Raw genomic sequence first — 21,479 nt, forward strand, 5'->3', positions numbered from 1 at the left:
CCTCAGCCGGCACGAGTGGTGTCCTGCTGCCCGAATTCCACGTCTGCGCAGGACGACTGATCGAGGAGTAGACGCTAAATGATCCCCTTGTCCTTCGCCCAGCAGCGCCTGTGGTTCATCGACCGGTTCGAGGGGCCGTCGGCGACCTACAACGTTCCGTTCCTGCTGCGTTTGAACGGAACCCTCGATGCGGATGCGCTTTCCGCCGCACTGCGTGACGTGGTCCTCCGGCACGAGAGCCTGCGCACCGTCTTCGTCGTCGACGAGAACGGTGTGCCGGCGCAGCAGGTCGTGCCGGCCGAGGAGCTGGACCTGGATATTCCGCTCGTTGTCGCGGGCCCCGACGGCGTGGACGCCGCGGTGTCCGGGGAGATCGTCCACCACTTCGATCTCGCCACCGAGATCCCCGTACGGGCCCGTCTGGTGCGCAGCGCACCGGACGAGCACGTGCTCGTCCTCGTCATCCACCACATCGCGGCGGACGGCGAGTCGATGCTGCCGCTCTCCCGCGACCTGGCCGAGGCGTACACCGCCCGGGTGAGCGGCGAGGCCCCCGAGTGGGAGGAACTCCCCGTGCAGTACGGGGAGTACACCCTCTGGCAGCGCGAGATGCTGGGCGAGGAGAGCGACCCCGACAGCGTCATCGCCGCCCAGCTCGCCTACTGGCGGGACGAGCTGGCGGGCGCCCCCGAGCAGCTGCGGCTGCCGCTGGACCGCCCCCGCCCCGCCGTGATCAGCCACCGCGGCGACATGGTCGACTTCGTGATCGAGCCGGAACTGGTCGCCGCCGCCGAGCGGCTGGCCGCCGTCCACGGCGCGAGCACCCCGATGGTGATGCAGGCCGCGCTCGCCGTCCTCCTCCACCACCTCGGCGGCGGCGAGGACATCCCGATCGGCGCCACCATCGCCGGCCGCGTCGACGAGGCCCTGCTGGACCTCGTCGGCTTCTTCGTCAACACCTGGGTGCTGCGCACCGACCTGTCCGGCGCCCCGTCCTTCGACGAGGTCCTGGAGCGGGTCCGGGACAAGGCGCTCGCCGCCTACGACAACCAGGACGCGCCGTTCGAGCGCCTGGTCGAGGTGCTCAACCCGGAGCGCTCCACCGCCTACAACCCGCTGTTCCAGGTGATGTTCACCTGGCAGAGCAGCGACCGGCTGGTCCTGGACCTGCCCGGTGTCACCGGCGAGCTGGAGGCCGTTCCCACCCACACCGCCAAGTTCGACCTCGAGTTCAACTTCGCGGTCGACCCGGCCGACCAGAGCATGCGGTGCGTCCTCGAGTACGCCACCGACCTCTTCCACCGCAGCACCGTGGAGAACATCGGTGCACGCTTCCTCCAGGTGCTGCGCCACTTCGCCGCCGACCCGACCCGCCCGGTCAGCGCCGTCGACGTGCTGCTGCCCGGCGAGCGCGAGCGGCTGGCCGGCTTCGCGCACACCGCCGCCTCCACCCCGGAGGTGACCGTCCCCGAGCTGTTCGAGCAGCAGGTCGCCGTCGACCCCGACTCCGTCGCCGTGGTCTTCGGCGAGCAGTCGCTGACCTACCGCGAGCTCGACGAGCGCGCGAACCGGCTGGCCCGCGCCCTGGTGGAGCGCGGCGTGCAGGCGGAGACGCTGGTGGGCCTCGCGCTCCCGCGCTCGGCCGACCTGGTCGTCGCGATGCTCGGCATCATGAAGTCCGGCGCCGCCTACCTGCCGATCGACCCCCGCTTCCCGAGCCGGCGCCTGAGCCTGGTCCTCTCCCAGGCCCGCCCGGTCCTGCTGCTCACCGACGCCGAGACCGCCGCGACGCTGCCGGAGCACGACGCCCCGACCCTGTTCCTCGGCGACCTCGACCTCGACGGCGCCGACGCCTCGGCGCTGTCCGTACCGCTCCGCCCGGACAACCTCGCGTACGTGATGTACACCTCGGGCTCCACGGGTACCCCGAAGGGCGTCGCCATCACGCACCACGGCGTGGTCAACGGCGTCATGCGGCTGGCCTCGGTGGTCGGCGTCGGCCCCGGCTCGAAGATGCTGGCCGGCACCTCCATCAACTTCGACGTCTCGGTCTTCGAGATCATCACCGCGCTCACCTCCGGCGGCAGCGTCGAGGTGGTCCGCGACGTGCTGGAGCTGGCCGAGCGCGAGAGCTGGTCCGGCAACGTGATCAGCTCCGTGCCCTCGGTGTTCGCCGAGGTCCTCGACCAGATCACCGGCAAGACCAGCGTGGACACCCTGGTGTTCGCCGGCGAGGCCCTGCCCGCCTCGCTGATCGCCCGCGCCCGCGAGGCCTTCCCCGGCGTCCGCGTGGTCAACAGCTACGGCCAGACCGAGTCCTTCTACGCCGGCACCTTCACCGTCGACGGCGCGCAGGAGTGGGACGCCGCCAGCAGCGTGCCGATCGGTGACCCGCTGGGCAACATGCGCGCCTACGTACTGGGCGCCGGCCTCACCCCGGTGCCCCCGGGCGTGGTGGGCGAGCTCTACGTCTCCGGTGTCGTCGGCCGCGGCTACCACGGCCGGGCCGCCCTCACGGCGGAACGTTTCGTCGCCGACCCCTTCGGGCCCCCCGGCTCCCGCATGTACCGCACCGGCGACCTGGCCCGCTGGAACGCCGACGGCCGGCTGGAGTACGCGGGCCGCGGCGACAGCCAGGTCAAGATCCGCGGCCTGCGGATCGAGCCGGGCGAGATCGAGGCCGCGCTCACCGCCCACCCCGGCGTCTCCCACGCCGTGGTCACCGTCTTCGAGCGCGGCGGCGCCAAGCAGCTCGTCGGCTACGTCGTCCCGGTCGGCGTCCTCGGCCACGACGCGGGCTCCGCCGAGAGCATCGGCGACCTGCACGTCGACCTCACCGCCGGCGTCTCCATGGCCGAACTGCGCAAGTTCGTGTCCGCGCGGCTGCCGGAGTACATGGTCCCGTCCGCCTTCGTGGTCCTCGACCGGCTGCCGCTGGCCCCCAACGGCAAGCTCGACCGGGCCGCCCTGCCCGCACCCGTCTTCAAGGGCGAGGTCTACCGCGCCCCCGCGGGCGAGGTCGAGGAGACCCTCGCCGCCGTCTTCGCCGAGGTCCTCGGCGTCGACCGGGTCGGCGTGGACGACGACTTCTTCGCCATCGGCGGCGACAGCATCCGCTCCATCCAGGTGGTCTCCCGCTCCCGCGCCCGCGGCGTCGAGGTCAGCCCCCGCGAGGTCTTCCAGTGCCGCACCGTCGCCGAGCTCGCGGCCGTGGCCGCCGGCCGGGTCGGCACCGCGGTCGTCCTGGAAGAGCTCGAAGGCGGCGGCGTCGGCTTCATGCCGCTGCTGCCCGTGGCCCGCTACCTCCTCGAACTCGGCGGCGGATACCACCGGTTCACCATGTCCACGGTGGCCGACCTGCCCGCCGGCATCGACCGGGACGGCCTGACCGCCACCCTGGCCGCCGTCTGGGACCGCCACGACCTGCTCCGCTCCCGGCTCGTCGACGGCGGCATGACCGTCGAGGCGCCCGGCTCCGTCGACATCGCCTCCCTCGTCCACCGGATCGAGTGGGACGGCGCCTGGGACGACGCCTGGTACGCCCGCGCCACCGAGGAACTCGACGCGGCCACCGGCCGCCTCGACCCGGCCGCCGGAGTCATGGCCCAGTTCGTCTGGTTCGACGCCGGCCAGGGCGCGGGCCGCCTCCTCATCAGCCTCCATCACCTCGTCGTCGACGGCGTGTCCTGGCGCATCCTGCTGCCGGACCTCGCCGAGGCCTGGGGCCGGATCCGCGACGGCAAGGCCCCCGGGCTCCCGGCGGTCGGCACCTCGGTGCGCCGCTGGACCAAGGCCCTGGCCGACGAGGCGCAGAGCCCCGAGCGCATCGCCGAGCTGGACCTGTGGAAGTCCGTGGTCGAGGGCCCGGACCCGCTGCTCGGCTCCCGCGACGTCGACCCCGCCGTCGACGTCATCTCCTCGGTCGACTACGTCTGGCTGAAGGTGCCCGCCGCGGTCACCGAGGCCCTGCTCGCCGACGTCCCCGCCGCCTTCCGCGGCGGCGTCAACGACGGCCTGCTCAGCGCGCTGGCCGTGGCGGTGGCCCGCTGGCGCCAGGGCCGCGGCATCGACGAGTCCTCGCTCCTGGTCAAGCTGGAGGGCCACGGCCGCGAGGAGGGCGTCGTTCCCGGCGCCGACCTCTCCCGCACCGTCGGCTGGTTCACCAGCATGTTCCCGGTCCGCCTGGACATCGGCACCGCGGACGTCGAGGACGCCCTCGCCGGCGGCGCCGCCACCGGCCGTGTCGTCAAGGCCGTCAAGGAGCAGCTGCTCCGCATCCCCGACAAGGGCCTCGGCTACGGCCTGCTGCGCTACCTCAACGAGGACACCGCCGCGGTGCTCGCCGAGCACCCGACCGGCCAGATCGCCTTCAACTACCTGGGCGTGTTCAACTCGGCCGACATGCCGGAGGAGCTGCGCGGGCTGGGCTGGACCCAGGCCCCCGGCACCAACGAGCTCATCGCCGTCCCCGACGCCGACATGCCCGTGATGTCCACCCTGGAGATCAACGCGCTGGTCACCGACTCCGGGCAGCTCACCGCCCGGTTCGGCTTCCCGACCGGGATCCTCGCCCGCGAGGACGTCGAGCAGCTGGCCCAGCTGTGGCAGACCGCCCTCGAGGGCGTCGTCCGGCACGCCGCCCGGCCCGGCGCCGGCGGCCTGACCCCCTCCGACGTACCGCTGGTCTCCGTCCGCCAGAGCGAACTGGAGCGCTGGGAGGCCGCCTACCCGTCGCTGACCGACGTATGGCCGCTCACCCCGCTCCAGAACGGGCTCCTCTTCGAGTCCATGCTGTCCGACGCCACCTACGACGCCTACCAGATGCAGTTCGCGTACCACCTGTCCGGCCCGGTGGACGCCGCCCGCATGCGCGCGGCCGGCCAGGCCCTGCTCGACCGGTACGCCAACCTGCGCACCGCCTTCGTCTCCGACGACGCCGGCGACCTGGTGCAGCTCGTCCTCGACGAGGTCGAACTGCCGTGGCGGCACCTGGACATGACCGGCAAGGACGAGGCCGAGTTCCAGAGGTTCCTCGTCGAGGACCGCAACCAGCGGTTCGACCCGGTCAGCCCGCCGCTGCTCCGCATCACCCTGGTCACCCGCGGGCCCGACCGCTCCGCGCTGGTCTTCACCGCCCATCACGTGCTGTTCGACGGCTGGTCGGTGCCCTGGCTGATGCAGGACCTGCTGCGCCTGTACGGTTCCGCGGGCGACGCCACCGCCCTGCCGCGGGTCCGCGGATTCCGCGAGTTCCTGGTGTGGCTGGCCGAGCAGGACCGCGACGCCGCCGCCCTGGCCTGGGCGAACGAGCTCGACGGCTTCGACGAGCCGACCCTGCTGGTGCCCGACAAGGGCGGCGACACGCACAGCGACGACGTCGGCCTCGTCGAGGTGCCCCTCTCGGCCGAGCTCGCCCTCGGCCTGTCCTCCTGCGCCGCCGACCTCGGGGTCACCCTGAACACCCTGGTCCAGGGCGCCTGGGCGGTCCTGCTGGGCCAGCTGACCGGCCGCCCGGACGTGGTGTTCGGCGCCACCGTCTCGGGCCGCCCGCCGGCCGTCCAGGACGTCGAGTCCATGGTGGGCCTCTTCATCAACACGCTGCCCGTGCGGGTGCCGGCCGCCCCCGGCGACACCTTCGCCGAGCTGCTCGACGCGCTGCAGAACCGGCAGGGCGCACTGCTCGACCACCACCACTACGGCCTGACCGAGATCTACCAGGCCGCCGGGACGAGCACCCTCTTCGACACCATCGTCGTGTTCGAGTCCTACCCGGTCGACCACGTCGGCCTGAGCGAGGCCAACGCCTCCTCCGGGGTCGCCATCACCGGCATCACCCCCTTCAGCGGCACCCACTACCCGCTGACCGTCATGGCCGACGCCGACCCCAACCTCCAGCTGTCCCTCCAGTTCCAGCGCAACGTGCTCGACCGGGCCGCGGTGGACGTCCTCGCCGAGCGCTTCGAGCGGGTCCTGGCCCAGCTGGTGGCCACCCCGCACATGCCGGTCGGCGCGGTGGACGTCCTCGCGGACGCCGAGCGGGACCAGATCCTGCGCGGTGTCGGCACCACCTCGGTGCCGGTCCCCGAGACCACCGTTACCGCCCTGTTCGCGCAGCAGGCCGCCGCGACCCCCGACGCCCCCGCCGTGGTGTGCGACGGGCAGGCGCTGACCTACCGGGAGCTCGACGAGCGGGCGAACCGCCTGGCGAACGGCCTGGCCGGCCGAGGCGTGGGCGCCGAGTCGGTCGTCGCGGTCGCGCTGCCGCGCTCCCTGGACCTGGTCGTCGCCCTGCTCGGCGTACTGAAGTCCGGTGCCGGCTACGTACCCATCGACCCGGAGTACCCGAGCCGCCGGCTCGAGTTCATCCTGTCCGACGCGGCACCCTCGCTGATCCTCACCGACGCCGCCGCCCAGGGCGTGCTGCCGCCCGCCGACATCCCGCGGCTGTTCCTCGACGAACTCGCCGCCGGCGCCGGCGAAGGAGCCGCGACCGCCCCGGCGGTCACCCTGCACCCGGACAACGTGGCGTACGTGATGTACACCTCCGGCTCCACCGGCATCCCCAAGGGCGTGGCCGTCACCCACCGGAACGTGGCCAACGCCCTGCCGGGCCTGGTCGCCGCCCTCGGCGTGCAGCCGGGCGCACGGATGCTGGCCGGTGCGTCGATCAACTTCGACGTCTCGGTGTTCGAGATCTTCTCCTCGCTCTGCACCGGCGGCAGCGTCGAGATCGTCCGCGACGTGCTCGCCCTCGCCGAGCGCGACGACTGGTCGGCCGACGTGATCAGCTCGGTCCCCTCGGCGTTCGCCGAGCTCCTGGACGACCTGCCGGGCCGGATCAGCCCGCAGGCCCTGGTGTTCGCCGGTGAAGGCCTGCCGGCCTCGCTGGTGGCCCGGGCCCGGGAGGCCTTCCCCGGCGTCCGCGTCGTCAACGGCTACGGCCAGACCGAGTCCTTCTACGCCACCACCTTCTCCCTCGGCGGCGACGAGGAGTGGACCGGCGGCGCCAGTGCGCCGATCGGCGAGCCCCTCGGCAACGTCCGGGCGTACGTCCTCGGCGCCGGCCTGACCCCGGTCCCACCGGGCGTGACGGGAGAGCTCTACGTCGCGGGCGCCTCGCTGGGCCGCGGCTACCGGGGCCGGGCCGCCCTCACGGCGGAACGCTTCGTCGCCGACCCGTTCGGACCCGCCGGCTCCCGCATGTACCGCACCGGCGACCTCGCCCGCTGGACCTCCGACGGCCGGCTGGAGTACGTCGGCCGCGGCGACGGCCAGGTCAAGATCCGCGGCGTCCGCGTCGAGCCCGCCGAGGTCGAAGCGGTCCTGACCGACCACCCCGCGGTGGGCCAGGCCCTGGTCGTGGCCCGCGAGGGCCAGGGCAAGAGCAGCTCCAAGTACCTCGCCGCCTACGTGGTCCCGGCCGGGACCGAGGCGCCCGAGAACCTCCGCGGCTACACGTCCGCGCGGCTGCCCGACCACCTGGTGCCGTCCGCGTTCGTCACCCTGGACAAGTTCCCCCTGCTGCCCAACGGCAAGGTGGACCGGGCCGCGCTGCCCGAACCGCAGTTCACCGGCGTCGCGTACCGGGCCCCGCGCAACGCGAACGAGGAAGTGCTGTGCCGCCTGTTCGCCGAGGTCCTCGGCGTGGACCGGATCGGCATCGACGACGACTTCTTCGCCCGCAACGGCCACTCGCTGCTCGCCACCCGCCTCGTCAACCGGATCCGCGCCGCCCTCGGCGCGGAGGTCCGCGTCCGGCTGGTCTTCGACGCACCCACCGTCGCCGAACTCGCCCGCCACCTGACGACCACCGGCCCGGCCCGGCCGCAGCTGCGCCGCGCCGAGACCCGCCCGGAGCGGGTGCCGCTGTCCTACGCACAGCGCCGCCTGTGGTTCGTGGACCGCTTCGAAGGCCCCTCGTCCACCTACAACCACTCCTTCGTGCTGCGCCTGGCCGGCCTGCTGAACGTCGACGCGCTGCGCGCCGCCGTCCGCGACCTGGTCGCCCGGCACGAGACCCTGCGCACCCTGATGGCCGAGGACGCCGACGGCACCCCGTACCAGCAGGTCGTCCCGGCGGCGGAGGTGAACCTGGACATCCCGCTCGTCGACGTGTCGGTGAACGGGGTGGCCGAGGCCGTCGCCGAGGTCCTCGAGGACCCGTTCGACATGGCGACGCAGATCCCGGTCCGGGCCGCCCTGGTGCGCTCCGGCGCCGAGGAGCACCGCCTGGTCCTGGTGATCCACCACATCGCCGTCGACGGCGAGTCCATGGCCCCGCTCGCCCGCGACCTGGGCGCCGCCTACGCCGCCCGGCTGGACGGCCACGCGCCGGACTGGCAGGAACTCCCGGTCCAGTACGTCGACTACACGCTGTGGCAGCGCGAGCTGCTCGGCGAGGCCGACGACCCGGACAGCGTCCTCACCGCCCAGGCCTCCTACTGGAAGCAGGAACTGGCCGGTGTGCCGCAGCCGCTGCCGCTGCCGGCCGACCGCCCCCGCCCGCCGGCCCCCAGCCACCAGGGCGACGTCGTCGAGTTCGGCCTCGACCCCGAGCTGTCGGCCGCCGTCGAGGACCTGGCCCGGGCGCACGGCGCGACCGCGTCCATGGTGCTCCAGTCGGCCCTGTCCGTGCTGCTCAGCCGGCTCGGCAGCGGCGACGACATCACCATGGGCTCCCCGATCGCCAACCGCACCGACGCCGAACTCGCCGAACTGGTCGGCTTCTTCGTCAACACCTGGGTGCTGCGCGCCGACCTGTCCGGCAACCCCTCCTTCGAGGAGGTGCTGCGCCAGGTCCGCGGCAAGGCCCTCACCGCGTACGACAACCAGGAAGCGCCGTTCGAGCGGCTGGTGGAGCTCCTCAACCCGGAGCGCTCCACCGCCTACCACCCGCTGTTCCAGGTGATGTTCGCCTGGCAGAACATCACCCGCGAAGACTTCGAGATGCGCGGGCTGCAGGTGACGTGGGAGCCCTCGTTCACCTCCACCGCCAAGTTCGACCTGTTCTTCAACATGGGCGACATCCCCGGCACCGGCGTGATCGGCTACCTGGAGTACGCCACCGACCTCTTCGACCGGAGCACGATCGAGAAGCTCGCCGACCGCTTCGTGCAGGTCGTCCGGCAGCTCGTGACCGCCCCGGAGCGCAAGATCACCTCGGTGGACGTGCTGGTGCCGGGCGAGCAGGAGCTGCTGGCCGCCTTCTCCGGCCCCGCCGCCCCGGCCCTGCCGGCCGCCGCCGCGACCGTGACCGGGCTGTTCGAGCAGCAGGCCGCCGCCGCCCCCGACGCCGTCGCCGTGGTCTTCGGCGAGCAGTCGCTGACCTACCGCGAGCTCGACGAGCGCGCGAACCGGCTGGCCCGCGCCCTCCGGGAGCGGGGCGTGCGGCAGGAGTCCGTCGTGGGCCTGGCGCTGTCCCGCTCGGCCGACCTGGTGGTCGCCATGCTGGGCATCCTCAAGTCCGGCGCCGCCTACCTGCCGATCGATTCCCGCTTCCCCAGCGGACGCCTGGGCCTGATGCTCGAGCAGGCCGCCCCCGAACTGCTCCTCCTCGACGAGGAAGCAGCCCGGGTGCTGCCGGAGCACGAGGTCCCCGAACTCCGCCTCGCGGAGATCGACCTGACAGAGGGTGAGGCGACTGCTGTACCGGCCGCACCGCGGCCGGACAACCTGGCGTACGTGATGTACACCTCCGGCTCCACCGGCGTGCCGAAGGGCGTGGCCGTCACCCACGGGAACGTCACCAGCGCCCTCCCGGGCCTGGTGGCGGCCCTGGGCATCGAGCCGGGCGCCCGGATCCTCGCCGGCACCTCCGTCAACTTCGACGTCTCGGTCTTCGAGGTCATGACCGCCCTGACCACGGGCGGCAGCGTCGAGGTGGTCCGCGACGTGCTGGAGCTGGGCGAACGGGACGGCTGGTCCGGCAGCGTGATCAGCTCCGTGCCCTCGGTCTTCGCCGAACTGCTGGACCGGATCGCGGGCAAGACGAGCGTGGACACCCTGGTGTTCGCCGGCGAGGCCCTGCCGGCCTCGCTGGTGGCCCGCGCCCGGGACGCCTTCCCCGGCGTCCGCGTGGTCAACGGCTACGGCCAGACCGAGTCCTTCTACGCCACGGCCTTCTCCCTGGCCGGCGGCGAGGAGTGGACCGGCGCGGCCGGCGCGCCGATCGGCGCACCGCTGGAGAACGTCCGGGCGTACGTGCTCGGAGCGGGCCTGACCCCGGTCCCGCCGGGTGTCCCCGGTGAGCTGTACGTGGCCGGCGCTTCCGTGGGCCGCGGCTACCGCGGCCGGCCCGCCCTCACGGCGGAACGCTTCGTCGCCGACCCGTTCGGACCGGCCGGCTCCCGCATGTACCGCACCGGCGACCTGGCCCGCTGGAACGCCGACGGCACGCTCGAGTACGTCGGCCGCGGCGACTCCCAGGTGAAGATCCGCGGCCTGCGGATCGAGCCGGGCGAGATCGAGGCCGCGCTCACCGCCCACCCGGGCGTCGAGCAGGCGGCCGTCCTGGTCCGCGACGCCAAGGGCGCCGGCAAGCAGCTCGTCGGCTACGTCGTCCCGGCCCGCACCGCGGACGACACCCCCGCCAAGAAGAACAGCATGGACCTCACCGCCGGCGTCTCGGTGCAGGAGCTCCGCCGCTTCGTCTCCGCCCGGCTGCCGGAGTACATGGTCCCGTCCGCGTTCGTGGTCCTGGACCGGCTGCCGCTGACCCCCAACGGCAAGCTGGACCGCGCGGCCCTGCCCGCGCCGGTGTTCAAGGGCGAGGTGTACCGCGCCCCGTCCAACGAGGTCGAGGAGACCCTCGCCGCCGTCTTCGCCGAGGTCCTCGGCGTGGACCGGGTGGGTGTCGACGACGACTTCTTCGCCGTCGGCGGCGACAGCATCCGCTCCATCCAGGTGGTCTCCCGGGCCCGCGCCCGCGGCGTCGAGGTCAGCCCCCGTGAGGTGTTCCAGTGCCGCACGGTGGCCGAACTGGCGCTGATCGCCGCCGACCGGGTCGGTGCCGCGGTCGTCCTCGAAGAGCTCGAGGGCGGCGGCGTCGGCTTCATGCCGCTGCTGCCGGTCGCCCGCTACCTCCTCGAACTCGGCGGCGGCTTCAACCGGTTCACCATGTCCACGGTGGCCGACCTGCCCGCCGGCATCGACGAGGCCGGACTGACCGCCACGCTCAGCGCGGTCTGGGACCGCCACGACCTGCTCCGCTCCCGCCTCGTCGACGGCGGCATGGTGGTCGACGCCCCCGGCTCCGTCGACGTATCGGCCCTGGTGCACCGGATCGAGTGGGACGGCGCCTGGGACGACGCCTGGCTCGCCCGGGCGACGGAGGAGCTGGACGCCGCCACCGGCCGCCTCGACCCGGCCGCCGGAGTCATGGCCCGGTTCGTCTGGTTCGACGCGGGCGCCGGTGCCGGCCGCCTGCTGGTGATCCTGCACCACCTGGTCGTCGACGGCGTCTCCTGGCGCGTCCTGCTGCCGGACCTCGCCGAGGCCTGGGGGCAGATCCGCGACGGCAAGACCCCGGAACTCCCGGCGGTCGGCACCTCGGTGCGCCGCTGGACCAAGGCCCTGGCCGACGAGGCCGCCTCGGCGAAGCGCGTCGCCGAACTCGACCTGTGGAAGTCCGTCGTCGAGGGCCCCGACCCGCTGCTCGGCTCCCGCGACATCGACCCCGCCACCGACGTCATCTCCACCGTGGACCACGTCTGGCTGAAGGTGCCCGGCTGGGTCACCGAAGCCCTGCTCGCCGACGTCCCCGCCGCCTTCCGCGGCGGCGTCAACGACGGCCTGCTCAGCGCCCTGGCCCTCGCCGTCGCCCAGTGGCGGCGGGCCCGCGGCATCGACGAGTCCTCCCTGCTCGTCAAGCTGGAGGGCCACGGCCGCGAGGAAGGCGTCGTCCCCGGCGCCGACCTCTCCCGCACCGTCGGCTGGTTCACCAGCATGTTCCCGGTCCGGCTCGACATCGGCGAAGCCGACATCGAGGACGCCTTCACCGGCGGCGCCTCCGCCGGCCGCGTGGTCAAGGCCGTCAAGGAGCAGCTGCTCCGCATCCCCGACAAGGGCCTCGGCTACAGCCTGCTGCGCTACCTCAACGAGGACACCGCCGAGCAGCTCCGCGGACACGGCACCGGCCAGATCGCGTTCAACTACCTCGGCCGGTTCTCCACCACGGACATGCCCGAGGAACTGCGCGGCCTGGGCTGGACCCTCGCCCCCGGCAGCAACGAGCTCATCGCCGTCCCCGACGCCGACATGCCCGTGATGTCCACCCTGGAGATCAACGCGGCGGTGACCGACACCGAGGAGGGCCCGCAGCTGGGCGTCCGCTTCGGCTTCCCGGCCGGCGTGCTGGCCCGCGAGGACGTCGAGCAGCTCGCCGAGCTGTGGGGCACGGCCCTGGAGGGCCTGGCCCGCCACGTCGCCCAGCCGGGCGCCGGTGGCCTGACCCCCTCCGACGTACCGCTGGTCTCCGTCCGCCAGAGCGAACTGGAGACCTGGGAGCGCCGCCACCCGTCCCTCACCGACGTGTGGCCGCTCACCCCGCTCCAGTCCGGTCTGCTCTTCGAGTCGCTGATGGCCGACTCCACCTACGACGCCTACCACGTCCAGGTGGTGTACGACCTCTCCGGCGCCGTGGACCCGGCCCGCATGCGGGCCGCAGGCCAGGCCCTGCTCAACCGGTACGCCAACCTGCGCACCGCGTTCGTCTCCGACGCCGCCGGCCGCCAGGTGGCCCTCGTCCTCGACGAGGTCGAACTCCCCTGGGAGTTCACCGACCTCCGGGACCTGGACGCCGAACAGCGCGCCGAGGCAATGGAGCGCTTCCTCGCCGAGGACCAGGCCAACCGCTTCGACCCGACCCGCCCGCCGCTGCTCAGGCTGTCGCTGGCACTGACCGGAGCCGACTCGGCCGAACTGGTCCTCACCTCGCACCACGCGCTGCTCGACGGCTGGTCCCTCAGCGTCCTGATGCAGGAACTGCTGCGCCTGTACGGCTCGGCCGGCGACGACTCCGTCCTCCCCAGGGCCCGCAAGTACCGGGACTTCCTCAGCTGGATGACGGACCAGGACGCCGAGGAGTCCGCCCGCGCCTGGGCGACCGAGCTCGCCGGGGTCGAGGAGCCCACCCTCATCGCGCCCGGCGCCGGATCCGAGGTGGACCCGGAGCGGGTCGGCCAGATCGAGATCCCGCTGTCCTCCGAGACCGCCCGGGAACTCGTACGCAGCGCCGCCGACCTGGGCGTCACCCTGAACACCCTGGTCCAGGGCACCTGGGCGGTCGTCCTCGGCAGCCTGACCGGCCGCCGGGACGTGGTGTTCGGCACCACCGTCTCGGGCCGCCCGCCGGCCGTGGCCGGGGTGGAGTCCATGGTGGGCCTCTTCATCAACACCCTCCCGGTGCGGGCCGAGCTGTCCCCCTGGCAGACCCTCCGCCAGGTGCTGACCGGCCTGCAGGACCGGCAGGGCCCGCTGATGGACCACCACCACATCGGACTGACGGAGATCACCCGCAGCACCGGGCTGGGCACCCTCTTCGACACCGTGGTCGTCTTCGAGTCCTTCCCGATGGACCGGGACGGTCTCGCCGACACCGGCGTCAACGGCGGCATCGCCATCACCGGTGTCAGCACCGGCAACGGCACCCACTACCCGCTGGGCATCGCGGCCGCCGCCGACGACTCCCTGCACGTGGTCATGGAGTACCAGGAGGACCTGTTCGAGGCGGAGGCCGCCGAAGGCATCGCCGCCCGGTTCGCCCGGGTGCTGAACCAGCTGGTGTCCGACCCCGACGTACCGCTCGGCTCGGTGGACATGGTGCCGCCGACGGAGCGGGAGAAGCTGCTCGCCGGCTTCAACGCCACCGCCGCGCCGACCGCCGACGGGACCGTCCCGGCCCTGTTCGAGCGGCAGGCCGCAGAGACCCCGGACGCCGTCGCGGTGTTCTTCGAAGAGGAGCAGCTGACCTACCGGGAGCTCGACGAGCGCGCGAACCGGCTGGCCCGCGCCCTCACGGAGCAGGGCGTCGGACCGGAGACGATCGTGGCCGTGGCCACCCGCCGGTCCCCGGACCTGGTGGTCGCCCTGCTCGGCGTGTCCAAGGCGGGCGGCGCCTACCTGCCCGTCGACCACACCTACCCGGCCGAGCGGATCGGCTACATGATCGAAGACTCCGGGGCCCGGCTGGCCGTGGTGGACGCGGCCGCGGCCGAGGTCCTGGCCGAGCACGGCCTGCCGACCCTGCGGGTCGACGAGGTGGCCGCCGCGGACGGGGCCGTGACCCCGGTCGAACGGTTCCAGACCCTCGACAGCGCCGCGTACGTCATCTACACCTCCGGTTCCACCGGCCGCCCCAAGGGCACCGTGGTCACCCACCGGGGCATCGCCAGCCTGGTCGCCGCGCACGTGGAGCGGATGGCGGTCACCGCCGGCAGCCGCATGCTCCAGCTGGTCTCGCCCAGCTTCGACGTCTCCGTCTGCGAGATGTTCACGGTCCTGCTGTCCGGGGCGGCCCTGGTGGTCGCCGACAAGGAGCAGCTGGCACCGGGCCTGCCGCTGGCCGACACCGTCGACCGGCACAAGGTGACCCACATGATGCTGCCGCCCGCGATGCTGGCGGCCCTCCCGACCGACGCGCTGACCAGCGTGGTCTCCCTGCTGGTCGGCGGTGAGTCGCCGGCGCCGGAGCTGGTCGCCGCCTGGGCGCCGGGCCGCCGGATGATGAACGTCTACGGCCCGACGGAAACCACGGTGTGCGCCACCATGGGCGCGCCGATGACCGCGGACGGCAAGGTCTTCCCGATCGGTACGCCCATCCACAACACCCGGGTGTACGTGCTGGATTCGGCGCTCCAGCCGGTTCCGGTGGGTGTGGCCGGCGAGCTGTACATCGCCGGTCCGGGTGTGGCCCGCGGCTACCTCGGCAAGCCGACCGTGACCGCCGAGCGGTTCGTGGCCTCCCCGTTCGGGCGGCCGGGCGAGCGGATGTACCGCACGGGCGACGTGGTGGCCTGGAACGAGGCCGGCGAACTGGTCTTCCGCGGCCGGGCCGACGACCAGGTCAAGATCCGCGGATTCCGGATCGAGCTCGGTGAGATCGAGGCCGCCCTGGTCGCGCATCCCGCCGTCGACCGGGCCGTGGTGGTCGTGGACGACAAGCGCGGCGGCGACAAGCGCCTGGTGGGCTATGTGGTGCCGGCCGGGGAACCGTCCGAGGAGCTGATCGCCGAGCTGCGCGGCCGGTTGCGGGAGCGGCTGCCCGAGCACATGGTGCCGGCCGCCCTGGTCGTCATCGACGAGGTGCCGCTGACCCTGAGCGGCAAGCTGGACAAGCGGGCGCTGCCCGCGCCGGACTACGCGGGGGAGTCGGTCGGCCGTACGCCGCGGACTCCGCGCGAGGAGATCCTCTGCGGCCTGTTCGCCGAGGTGCTGGGCCTGGAGTCGGTCACCATCGACGACAGCTTCTTCGTCCGGGGCGGCCACTCGCTGCTGGCCTCCCGCCTCATCACCCGCATCCGGATCGTGCTGGGCGTCAACCTGCCCCTGCGGGCGGTGTTCGACTCGCCGACGGTCGCCGAGCTGGTGGGCTACCTGGAGGCGGAGGGTTCCGCCGGCGGATCCGGTGACCCCTTCGGTGCGGTCCTGTCCATCAAGGGCAGCGCCAATTCCACGGCGAATGACGGCACTCTGTGGTTCATTCACCCGGGTGGCGGGATATGCTGGCCCTACCTCGGATTCGCCGGTCGTCTTCCGCAGTACCAGACGATCAACGGAATCCAGGCCAAGGGATTCGACGGCCGGACCAAGCTGCCCGAGTCGATCGACGAGATGATCCTCGACTATGTCGGGGAGATTCTGGAAATCCAGCCGGAAGGCCCCTTCCACCTGGCCGGATATTCCATCGGCGGTACGTTCGCCCAGGCGATCGCCGCAGAGCTGCAGAAGCGGGGACACGAGGTCGCTCTGCTGGCCATGCTGGACAGCGTGCCCAGCACCTACCTGGTCACGCAGGCGCCGCCCACCGCGGGCGCGCTCCGGGAGTACTTCCAGGAGCAGCTCACCGGCCAGGCCGGTTCGGAGGACTACGAGTCCTTCCTGGACAACGCGGTGCGCGTCATCCTCAACCACACGTCACTGACGCCGGGATTCAATTCCCCGGTGTTCCACGGCGATGCGCTCTTCTTCAATGCCGTGCCCAACCCCGAGGCGCGGTACGGCGACCTGTGGAAGCCGTTCATCACGGGTGCCATAAAGCAGTACGACATCGAGACCACTCACCACGAAATGGTGCTGCCGGAACCTGCGGCCGAGATTTGCCGGATCGTCGGACGAGAAGTTTCCGCAAAGCAGTCGGATGGAAATGGAGTTCAGGTATGAGTAGCAACCCGTTCGACGACGAGGGCGGTCAGTTCTACGTCGTGGTCAACGGCGAGGACCAGCACTCCCTCTGGCCCGCCTTCGCCGAGGTCCCGGCCGGCTGGCGGATCGTGTTCGGCGCGGCCGCCCGGCCGGACTGCCTGACCTACGTCGAGGACAACTGGACGGACCTGCGGCCCAAGAGCCTGCAGGACGCCATGGCCGTCTCCCAGTAGTTCCGGATCTCCGTAAGAACGCAGAGAGGAAGCATCAGTGTCTGAGGTCATCGAGCGGTGGAACGTCCACCCGAGCCGCCAGTGGCTGCGGGGAATCCGGCCCGCCAACCCGATCGAGTTCGACGAGGAGATCGGCGCCTGGTGCGCCTACGGCTACGACGAGGTCGAGCAGATCCTCGGGGACCACGCCACCTTCTCGGCGGCGACGGCCAAGTACGCCGCGGTGCAGGTCGACCCGAAGTTCCAGGAGGGGGACATCTCGCAGATGGACCCACCGGAGCAGAACAAGTACCGCAAGCTGATCGGCCACGCCTTCACCCCACGGGTCATCAACGGCCTCGAGGACCGCATCCAGAAGATCACCGATGAGCTGATCGACGAGGTGTACGAGAAGGGCAGCTTCGAGCTGGTGGCGGACCTCGCCTACCCGCTGCCCGTCATCGTCATCGCCGAGATGCTCGGTGTCCCGCTCAGCGACCGCGACCTGTTCAAGGGCGTCGCGTTCGACATCATCGAGAACATGGCCGGCCTGGACTTCGTGTCCGGCGGCGACGGCATCGAGGACCAGATCCACGCGGCCGAGGCCCGGCTGAAGCCGATGCTCGACTACATGGCCGACCAGGTGGCCCAGCGCCGCAAGCAGCCCCGCGAGGACCTGCTGACCTACCTGATCCAGGCCGAGCAGGACGGCGAGCGCCTCACCGACAACGAGGTCGTCAACATCGCCAACGTGCTGCTGATCACGGGTCACATCACCAGCACCATGATGGTCGGCAACACGATGGCCTGCCTGGACACCGACCGGGTCGCGTTCGACCGGGTGCGCGCGGACCGCTCCCTGGTCCCGGGCGCGGTCGAGGAGGCCCTGCGCCTGCTCCCGCCGGCCGCGACGCTGTCCCGGGTGACCACCCGTGAGGTCGAGATCGGCGGGGTCACCATCCCGGCCGAGCAGATGATCCTCCCGTGGGTGAGCGCGGCCAACCGCGACCCGCTCAAGTTCGACCGGCCCAACGTGTTCGACCCCTCCCGCAGCCCCAACCCGAGCATCTCGTTCGGCTACGGCGTGCACTACTGCCTCGGCACCCGCCTGGCCCGCCTCGAGGGCAAGATCGCGATCAACACGATCCTGGACCGCTTCCCGGACTTCTCCAGTGACCCGGAGAACCCGCCGACCTTCTTCCCGTCCACGGACATGGTCGGCGTGCGTTCCTTCAACGTCCTCTACAAGTAGGACCCGCTCTGCCGCGGTCACGCGGCGCCCTCCGTCGGGGCGCCGCGTGACCGCCGGTGGGAACGGGGTACGGAATCCGTTCAGCAGGGGGAAACATCCGATGACGACAGAGCTCGCCGACCTGTGGGGGTTGGCAGAGAATCGCGCCTGGCTGCGCGGCCGGCGACCAGACGAGCCGGTGTGGTACGACGAAAAGCTGGGGCTGTGGCAGGTCTGGGGCTACAGCGAGGTCTGCGAGGTCCTGAACGACCCCGCGAAGTATTCGACCGACAGCGCCCGGCTGTTCGAGGTCGACGAAGAGGCGCGGAAGTACTTCGCCGGTGACATCGCCCAGATGGACGGGCCCGACCACATCCACATGCGCCGGCAGGTCGGCAAGCTGCTGACACCCCGGCACCTGGGCGACCTCGAGGAGCGGGTCCGCCGGACGGCGGTCGAACTGCTCGACCGGCTGGGCGACCGGGACCGCTTCGACCTGATCCACGACTACATCGACGAAGTGTCGGGGATCCTGTTCAGCCAGATCATCGGCACCCCGGTCGAGGGCCGCAAGCACCTGCTCAGCGTGAACGCGACCATGGACGTGGACGCGCACATGAGCACCTCCGGGCAGGAGGGCGAGGAGTACTTCAGCTCCATGCTCAACCCCCTCCAGCCGCTCCGCGACTTCCTCAGCGAGACCATCGAGGAGCGGATGCGGGAGCCGCAGGAGGACCTGCTCAGCCTGATGCTCGACTTCGAGTACCTCGACGGCCGCAAGATGCCCCACCACGAGCTGGTGAACTTCGCGATCGCCGTGCTGGGCGCCGGACACGTCACCAGCCCGATCCTGATCGGCAACACCCTGCTGTGCCTGGACGCCTTCCCCGACCAGGCAGCGAAGATCAAGGCCGACCGGTCCCTCGTCCCCGGCATGTTCGAGGAGACGCTGAGGTTCCTCAGCCCCGCCTCGACGTCCTACCGGGTCACCGAGACCGACGTGGTCCTGGCCGGGCAGCACATCCCCAAGGACACCCTCGTCTGCGTGCAGCTCGGCGCCGCCAACCGCGACCCGCTCCAGTTCCCCGACCCGGACACGTACGACGTGACCCGGTCGCCGAACCAGCACGTCGGCTACGGCCGCGGCCCGCACTACTGCATCGGCGTGCAACTGGCCCGGGTCGAGGTCCGCACGGTCTTCAACGTCCTGCTCGACCGCTACCCGGACCTCCGTCTGGACCCGGACCTCCCGCCGGTCTTCTACGGATCCCCCGAATTCACGGGTGTGCGCAGCCTGCCTGTCCGCACCAGCTGAGCCCGGCCCTGCGGACCGGCCCCTCGTTCGCACGGCCCCTCGGCACTGTTCGACGTACACGCACCGACTAGCCAAGGGAATGCACATGAGCGACTTCGCAGAGCGCTGGGGTCTCGGTCCGGAGAAGTACTGGCTGTACGGCCGGCTGCCGGAGGAGAAGGTGAGGTTCGACGAGGCGACGGGGGTGTGGGAGGTCACCGGATACCCGGAGGTCCTCGCCGTCCTCAACGACTCCGAGTCGTACACCGCCGACTCCACCCGCCTGTTCGATGTGGACGAGGAGCAGGCCAAGCTCATCAAGGGCGACATGGCCCAGATGAACGGGCCCGAGCACATCCACATGCGCAGGCAGGTGGGCCGGGCGTTCAGCCCGAAGGCCATGGAAGACCTCGAGGTCCGGATCACCAGGCTGGCCGGAGAGCTGATCGACAAACTGGCGGGCCGTCAGAAGTTCGATCTGCTCGGGGACTTCATCGACGACCTGTCGGGGATCCTCTTCAGCGAGCTGCTGGGCACCCCGCCCGAGCAGCGCCACATGTTCAAGGCCGTGGACCAGACGATGGACTCGGACGTGCAGATGAGCACGGTCGGGCAGGGCGGCGAGGAGTACTTCGACGCCCTGCTCGGCCCGCTGCTGCCGCTGCGCGACTTCCTCAGCGACATCATCGACGAGCGCCGCAAGGAACCGAAGCAGGACCTGCTCAGCCTGATGGTGGAGTTCAAGTACCTCGACGGCAGCCCGATGGCCCACGACGAGATCATCAACTTCGCCGTCGCCGTGCTGGGCGCGGGGCACCTCACCAGCCCGATCCTGATCGGCAACACGATGCTCTGCCTGGACTCGTTCCCGGACGAGGCGGCCATGGTCCGGACCGACCGGGCCCTCGTACCGTCCATGTTCGAGGAGGTCATGCGGTACTTCACGCCGGCCACGACCTCGTACCGGGCCACCGAGGCCGACGTCGAGCTCGGCGGCGTGAAGATCCCCAAGGGGCAGATGATCAGCCTGCAGCTGGGCGCCGCCAACCGGGACCCGCGCCAGTTCCCCAACGTGGACGTCTTCGACGTCACCCGGGCGCCGAACCAGCACGTCGGTTACGGCCGCGGCTCGCACTACTGCATCGGCGCGGCCATGGCCCGGGTGGAGACCCGGATCATCTTCAACATCCTGCTGGACCGCTTCCCGAACCTGCGGGTGGACCCGGACATCGCCCCGGTCTTCTTCGGCTCGCCCGAGTTCACCGGTGTGCGGTCGCTGGCGGTCCGTACCGACTGACCGTCACTTATGCGCTGACACTTGCTCTGACCTGCATGAATTCCCCGCCTGGCGTGCTGCCGGCGGGGATTCGCGCATCTAAGAGGAGCCGGATACTCCGGCGATAACGGCCCGATATGGCGCCCCCCTAACGTGGTGTTCAGAACGAGGGAGCAGGAACCGGAAAGCCCTCGGACCGATCACACCAGGGAGTCAGCGATGAAGGCGGGTCGTGAGTCGCTCCTCCAGACCGTCCAGGACGGACTGGAGGCCGAACTCGAAGCTCTTCTCGGGTGCTGCGGCATAGTCGGCGTCGGCGTAGGCGTCGAGCCGGGAACGCAGCCGCGGGAACTGCGAGGCGACCTCGGCAGCCTGCGTCATGGCTTCCTGGACGAGGGCCTGGGCGTTGCCCCCGCCGTGACTCAGCCGTCTGTTCACCGAGACCGAGGCCGATATGCCGAGAGTGCTGCCGAGTACGTACATGAAGACCGCGGCCGTGGCCTGGTCGGCCTCCGCGCCGACGAAGCCGGCCTTCTCGTAGACCGCGAGACTGTGGTCGTCATGGCGCGCCTTGTTCGGCCCGTAGAGGGGCTGGGAGGCGAAGGCCATCACGAGCCACGGGTGCCTGGCGACCATCGCGTAGAGGTCGCCGGCCATCGAAGAGGCAGCCGTCCGCCAGTCGACGGTGTCGAGGTCGGGTAGCCCGACCTCGTTCCACACCTCGTCACTGGCCAGGATGACGAGATTGTCCTTGTTCTTGACATGCCAATAGACAGCAGTCGCGGCGGAGCCGAGCCGCTTGCCCAGGCTGCGCATGTTCAGGCCTTCCAGACCCTCGGCATCCAGCAGCTCGATAGCAGCCCGAACGATCTGTTCACGGGTCAACGTGTCACGAGGCATGCGCCCACCGTAGATCAGGATCTCGGATTGCACAAAGTTCAAGACGCCACTTGCACACCGTGCAAGTCGGCTCTATCGTCTGACTTGAACGGCGTACAAGTGGACCCGTTCGGAGGAGGAATGTCATGACGGCCATCACGGCTACCGGTCTTCGCAAGGCGTACGGGGAGCACAAGGTCCTCGACGGTGTGGATCTGCACATCCCGC

The 21,479-nt window shown here is 71.2% G+C and carries 6 protein-coding genes; 5 read left to right on the forward strand and 1 reads right to left on the reverse strand.

What is annotated here, in order from left to right; translation table 11 throughout:
- Positions 1-78 precede the first annotated feature (78 nt).
- The 5 genes from AB0447_RS30760 (at position 79) to AB0447_RS30780 (ending at position 20,393) form a co-directional block, all read left to right on the forward strand.
- The gene (locus tag AB0447_RS30760) at positions 79-16,377 is read left to right on the forward strand and encodes an amino acid adenylation domain-containing protein (protein ID WP_366480120.1); all 16,299 of its coding nucleotides are present in this window, start codon (positions 79-81) and stop codon (positions 16,375-16,377) included.
- Positions 16,374-16,592, forward strand: coding sequence for an MbtH family protein (locus AB0447_RS30765; protein ID WP_366480121.1), 219 nt, complete (start codon positions 16,374-16,376; stop codon positions 16,590-16,592). Before AB0447_RS30760 ends, AB0447_RS30765 begins: the two co-directional genes overlap by 4 nt.
- A gap of 37 nt (positions 16,593-16,629) precedes the next feature.
- Positions 16,630-17,823 (forward strand): cytochrome P450, encoded by a 1,194-nt coding sequence (locus tag AB0447_RS30770; RefSeq protein ID WP_366480122.1) that lies wholly within the window; start codon positions 16,630-16,632, stop codon positions 17,821-17,823.
- A 100-nt stretch (positions 17,824-17,923) separates the two neighbouring features.
- A complete protein-coding gene (locus AB0447_RS30775) occupies positions 17,924-19,117 on the forward strand; it encodes a cytochrome P450 (protein ID WP_366480123.1) in 1,194 nt (397 codons plus the stop codon).
- Positions 19,118-19,202: 85 nt separating this feature from the next.
- Positions 19,203-20,393 carry a cytochrome P450 gene (locus AB0447_RS30780; RefSeq protein WP_366480124.1) on the forward strand — a complete coding sequence of 397 codons (1,191 nt, stop codon included), beginning with the start codon at positions 19,203-19,205 and terminating at the stop codon, positions 20,391-20,393.
- A 192-nt stretch (positions 20,394-20,585) separates the two neighbouring features.
- Here AB0447_RS30780 and AB0447_RS30785 read toward each other — a convergent pair whose 3' ends face one another.
- Complete coding sequence (locus AB0447_RS30785) at positions 20,586-21,272, reverse strand: TetR/AcrR family transcriptional regulator C-terminal domain-containing protein (protein WP_366480125.1); 687 nt, start codon at positions 21,270-21,272, stop codon at positions 20,586-20,588.
- Positions 21,273-21,479: the final 207 nt, after the last annotated feature.

Origin of the sequence: Streptomyces sp. NPDC051211 (assembly GCF_040689505.1) — a bacterium.
In the GTDB taxonomy this organism is placed as follows: domain Bacteria; phylum Actinomycetota; class Actinomycetes; order Streptomycetales; family Streptomycetaceae; genus Streptomyces.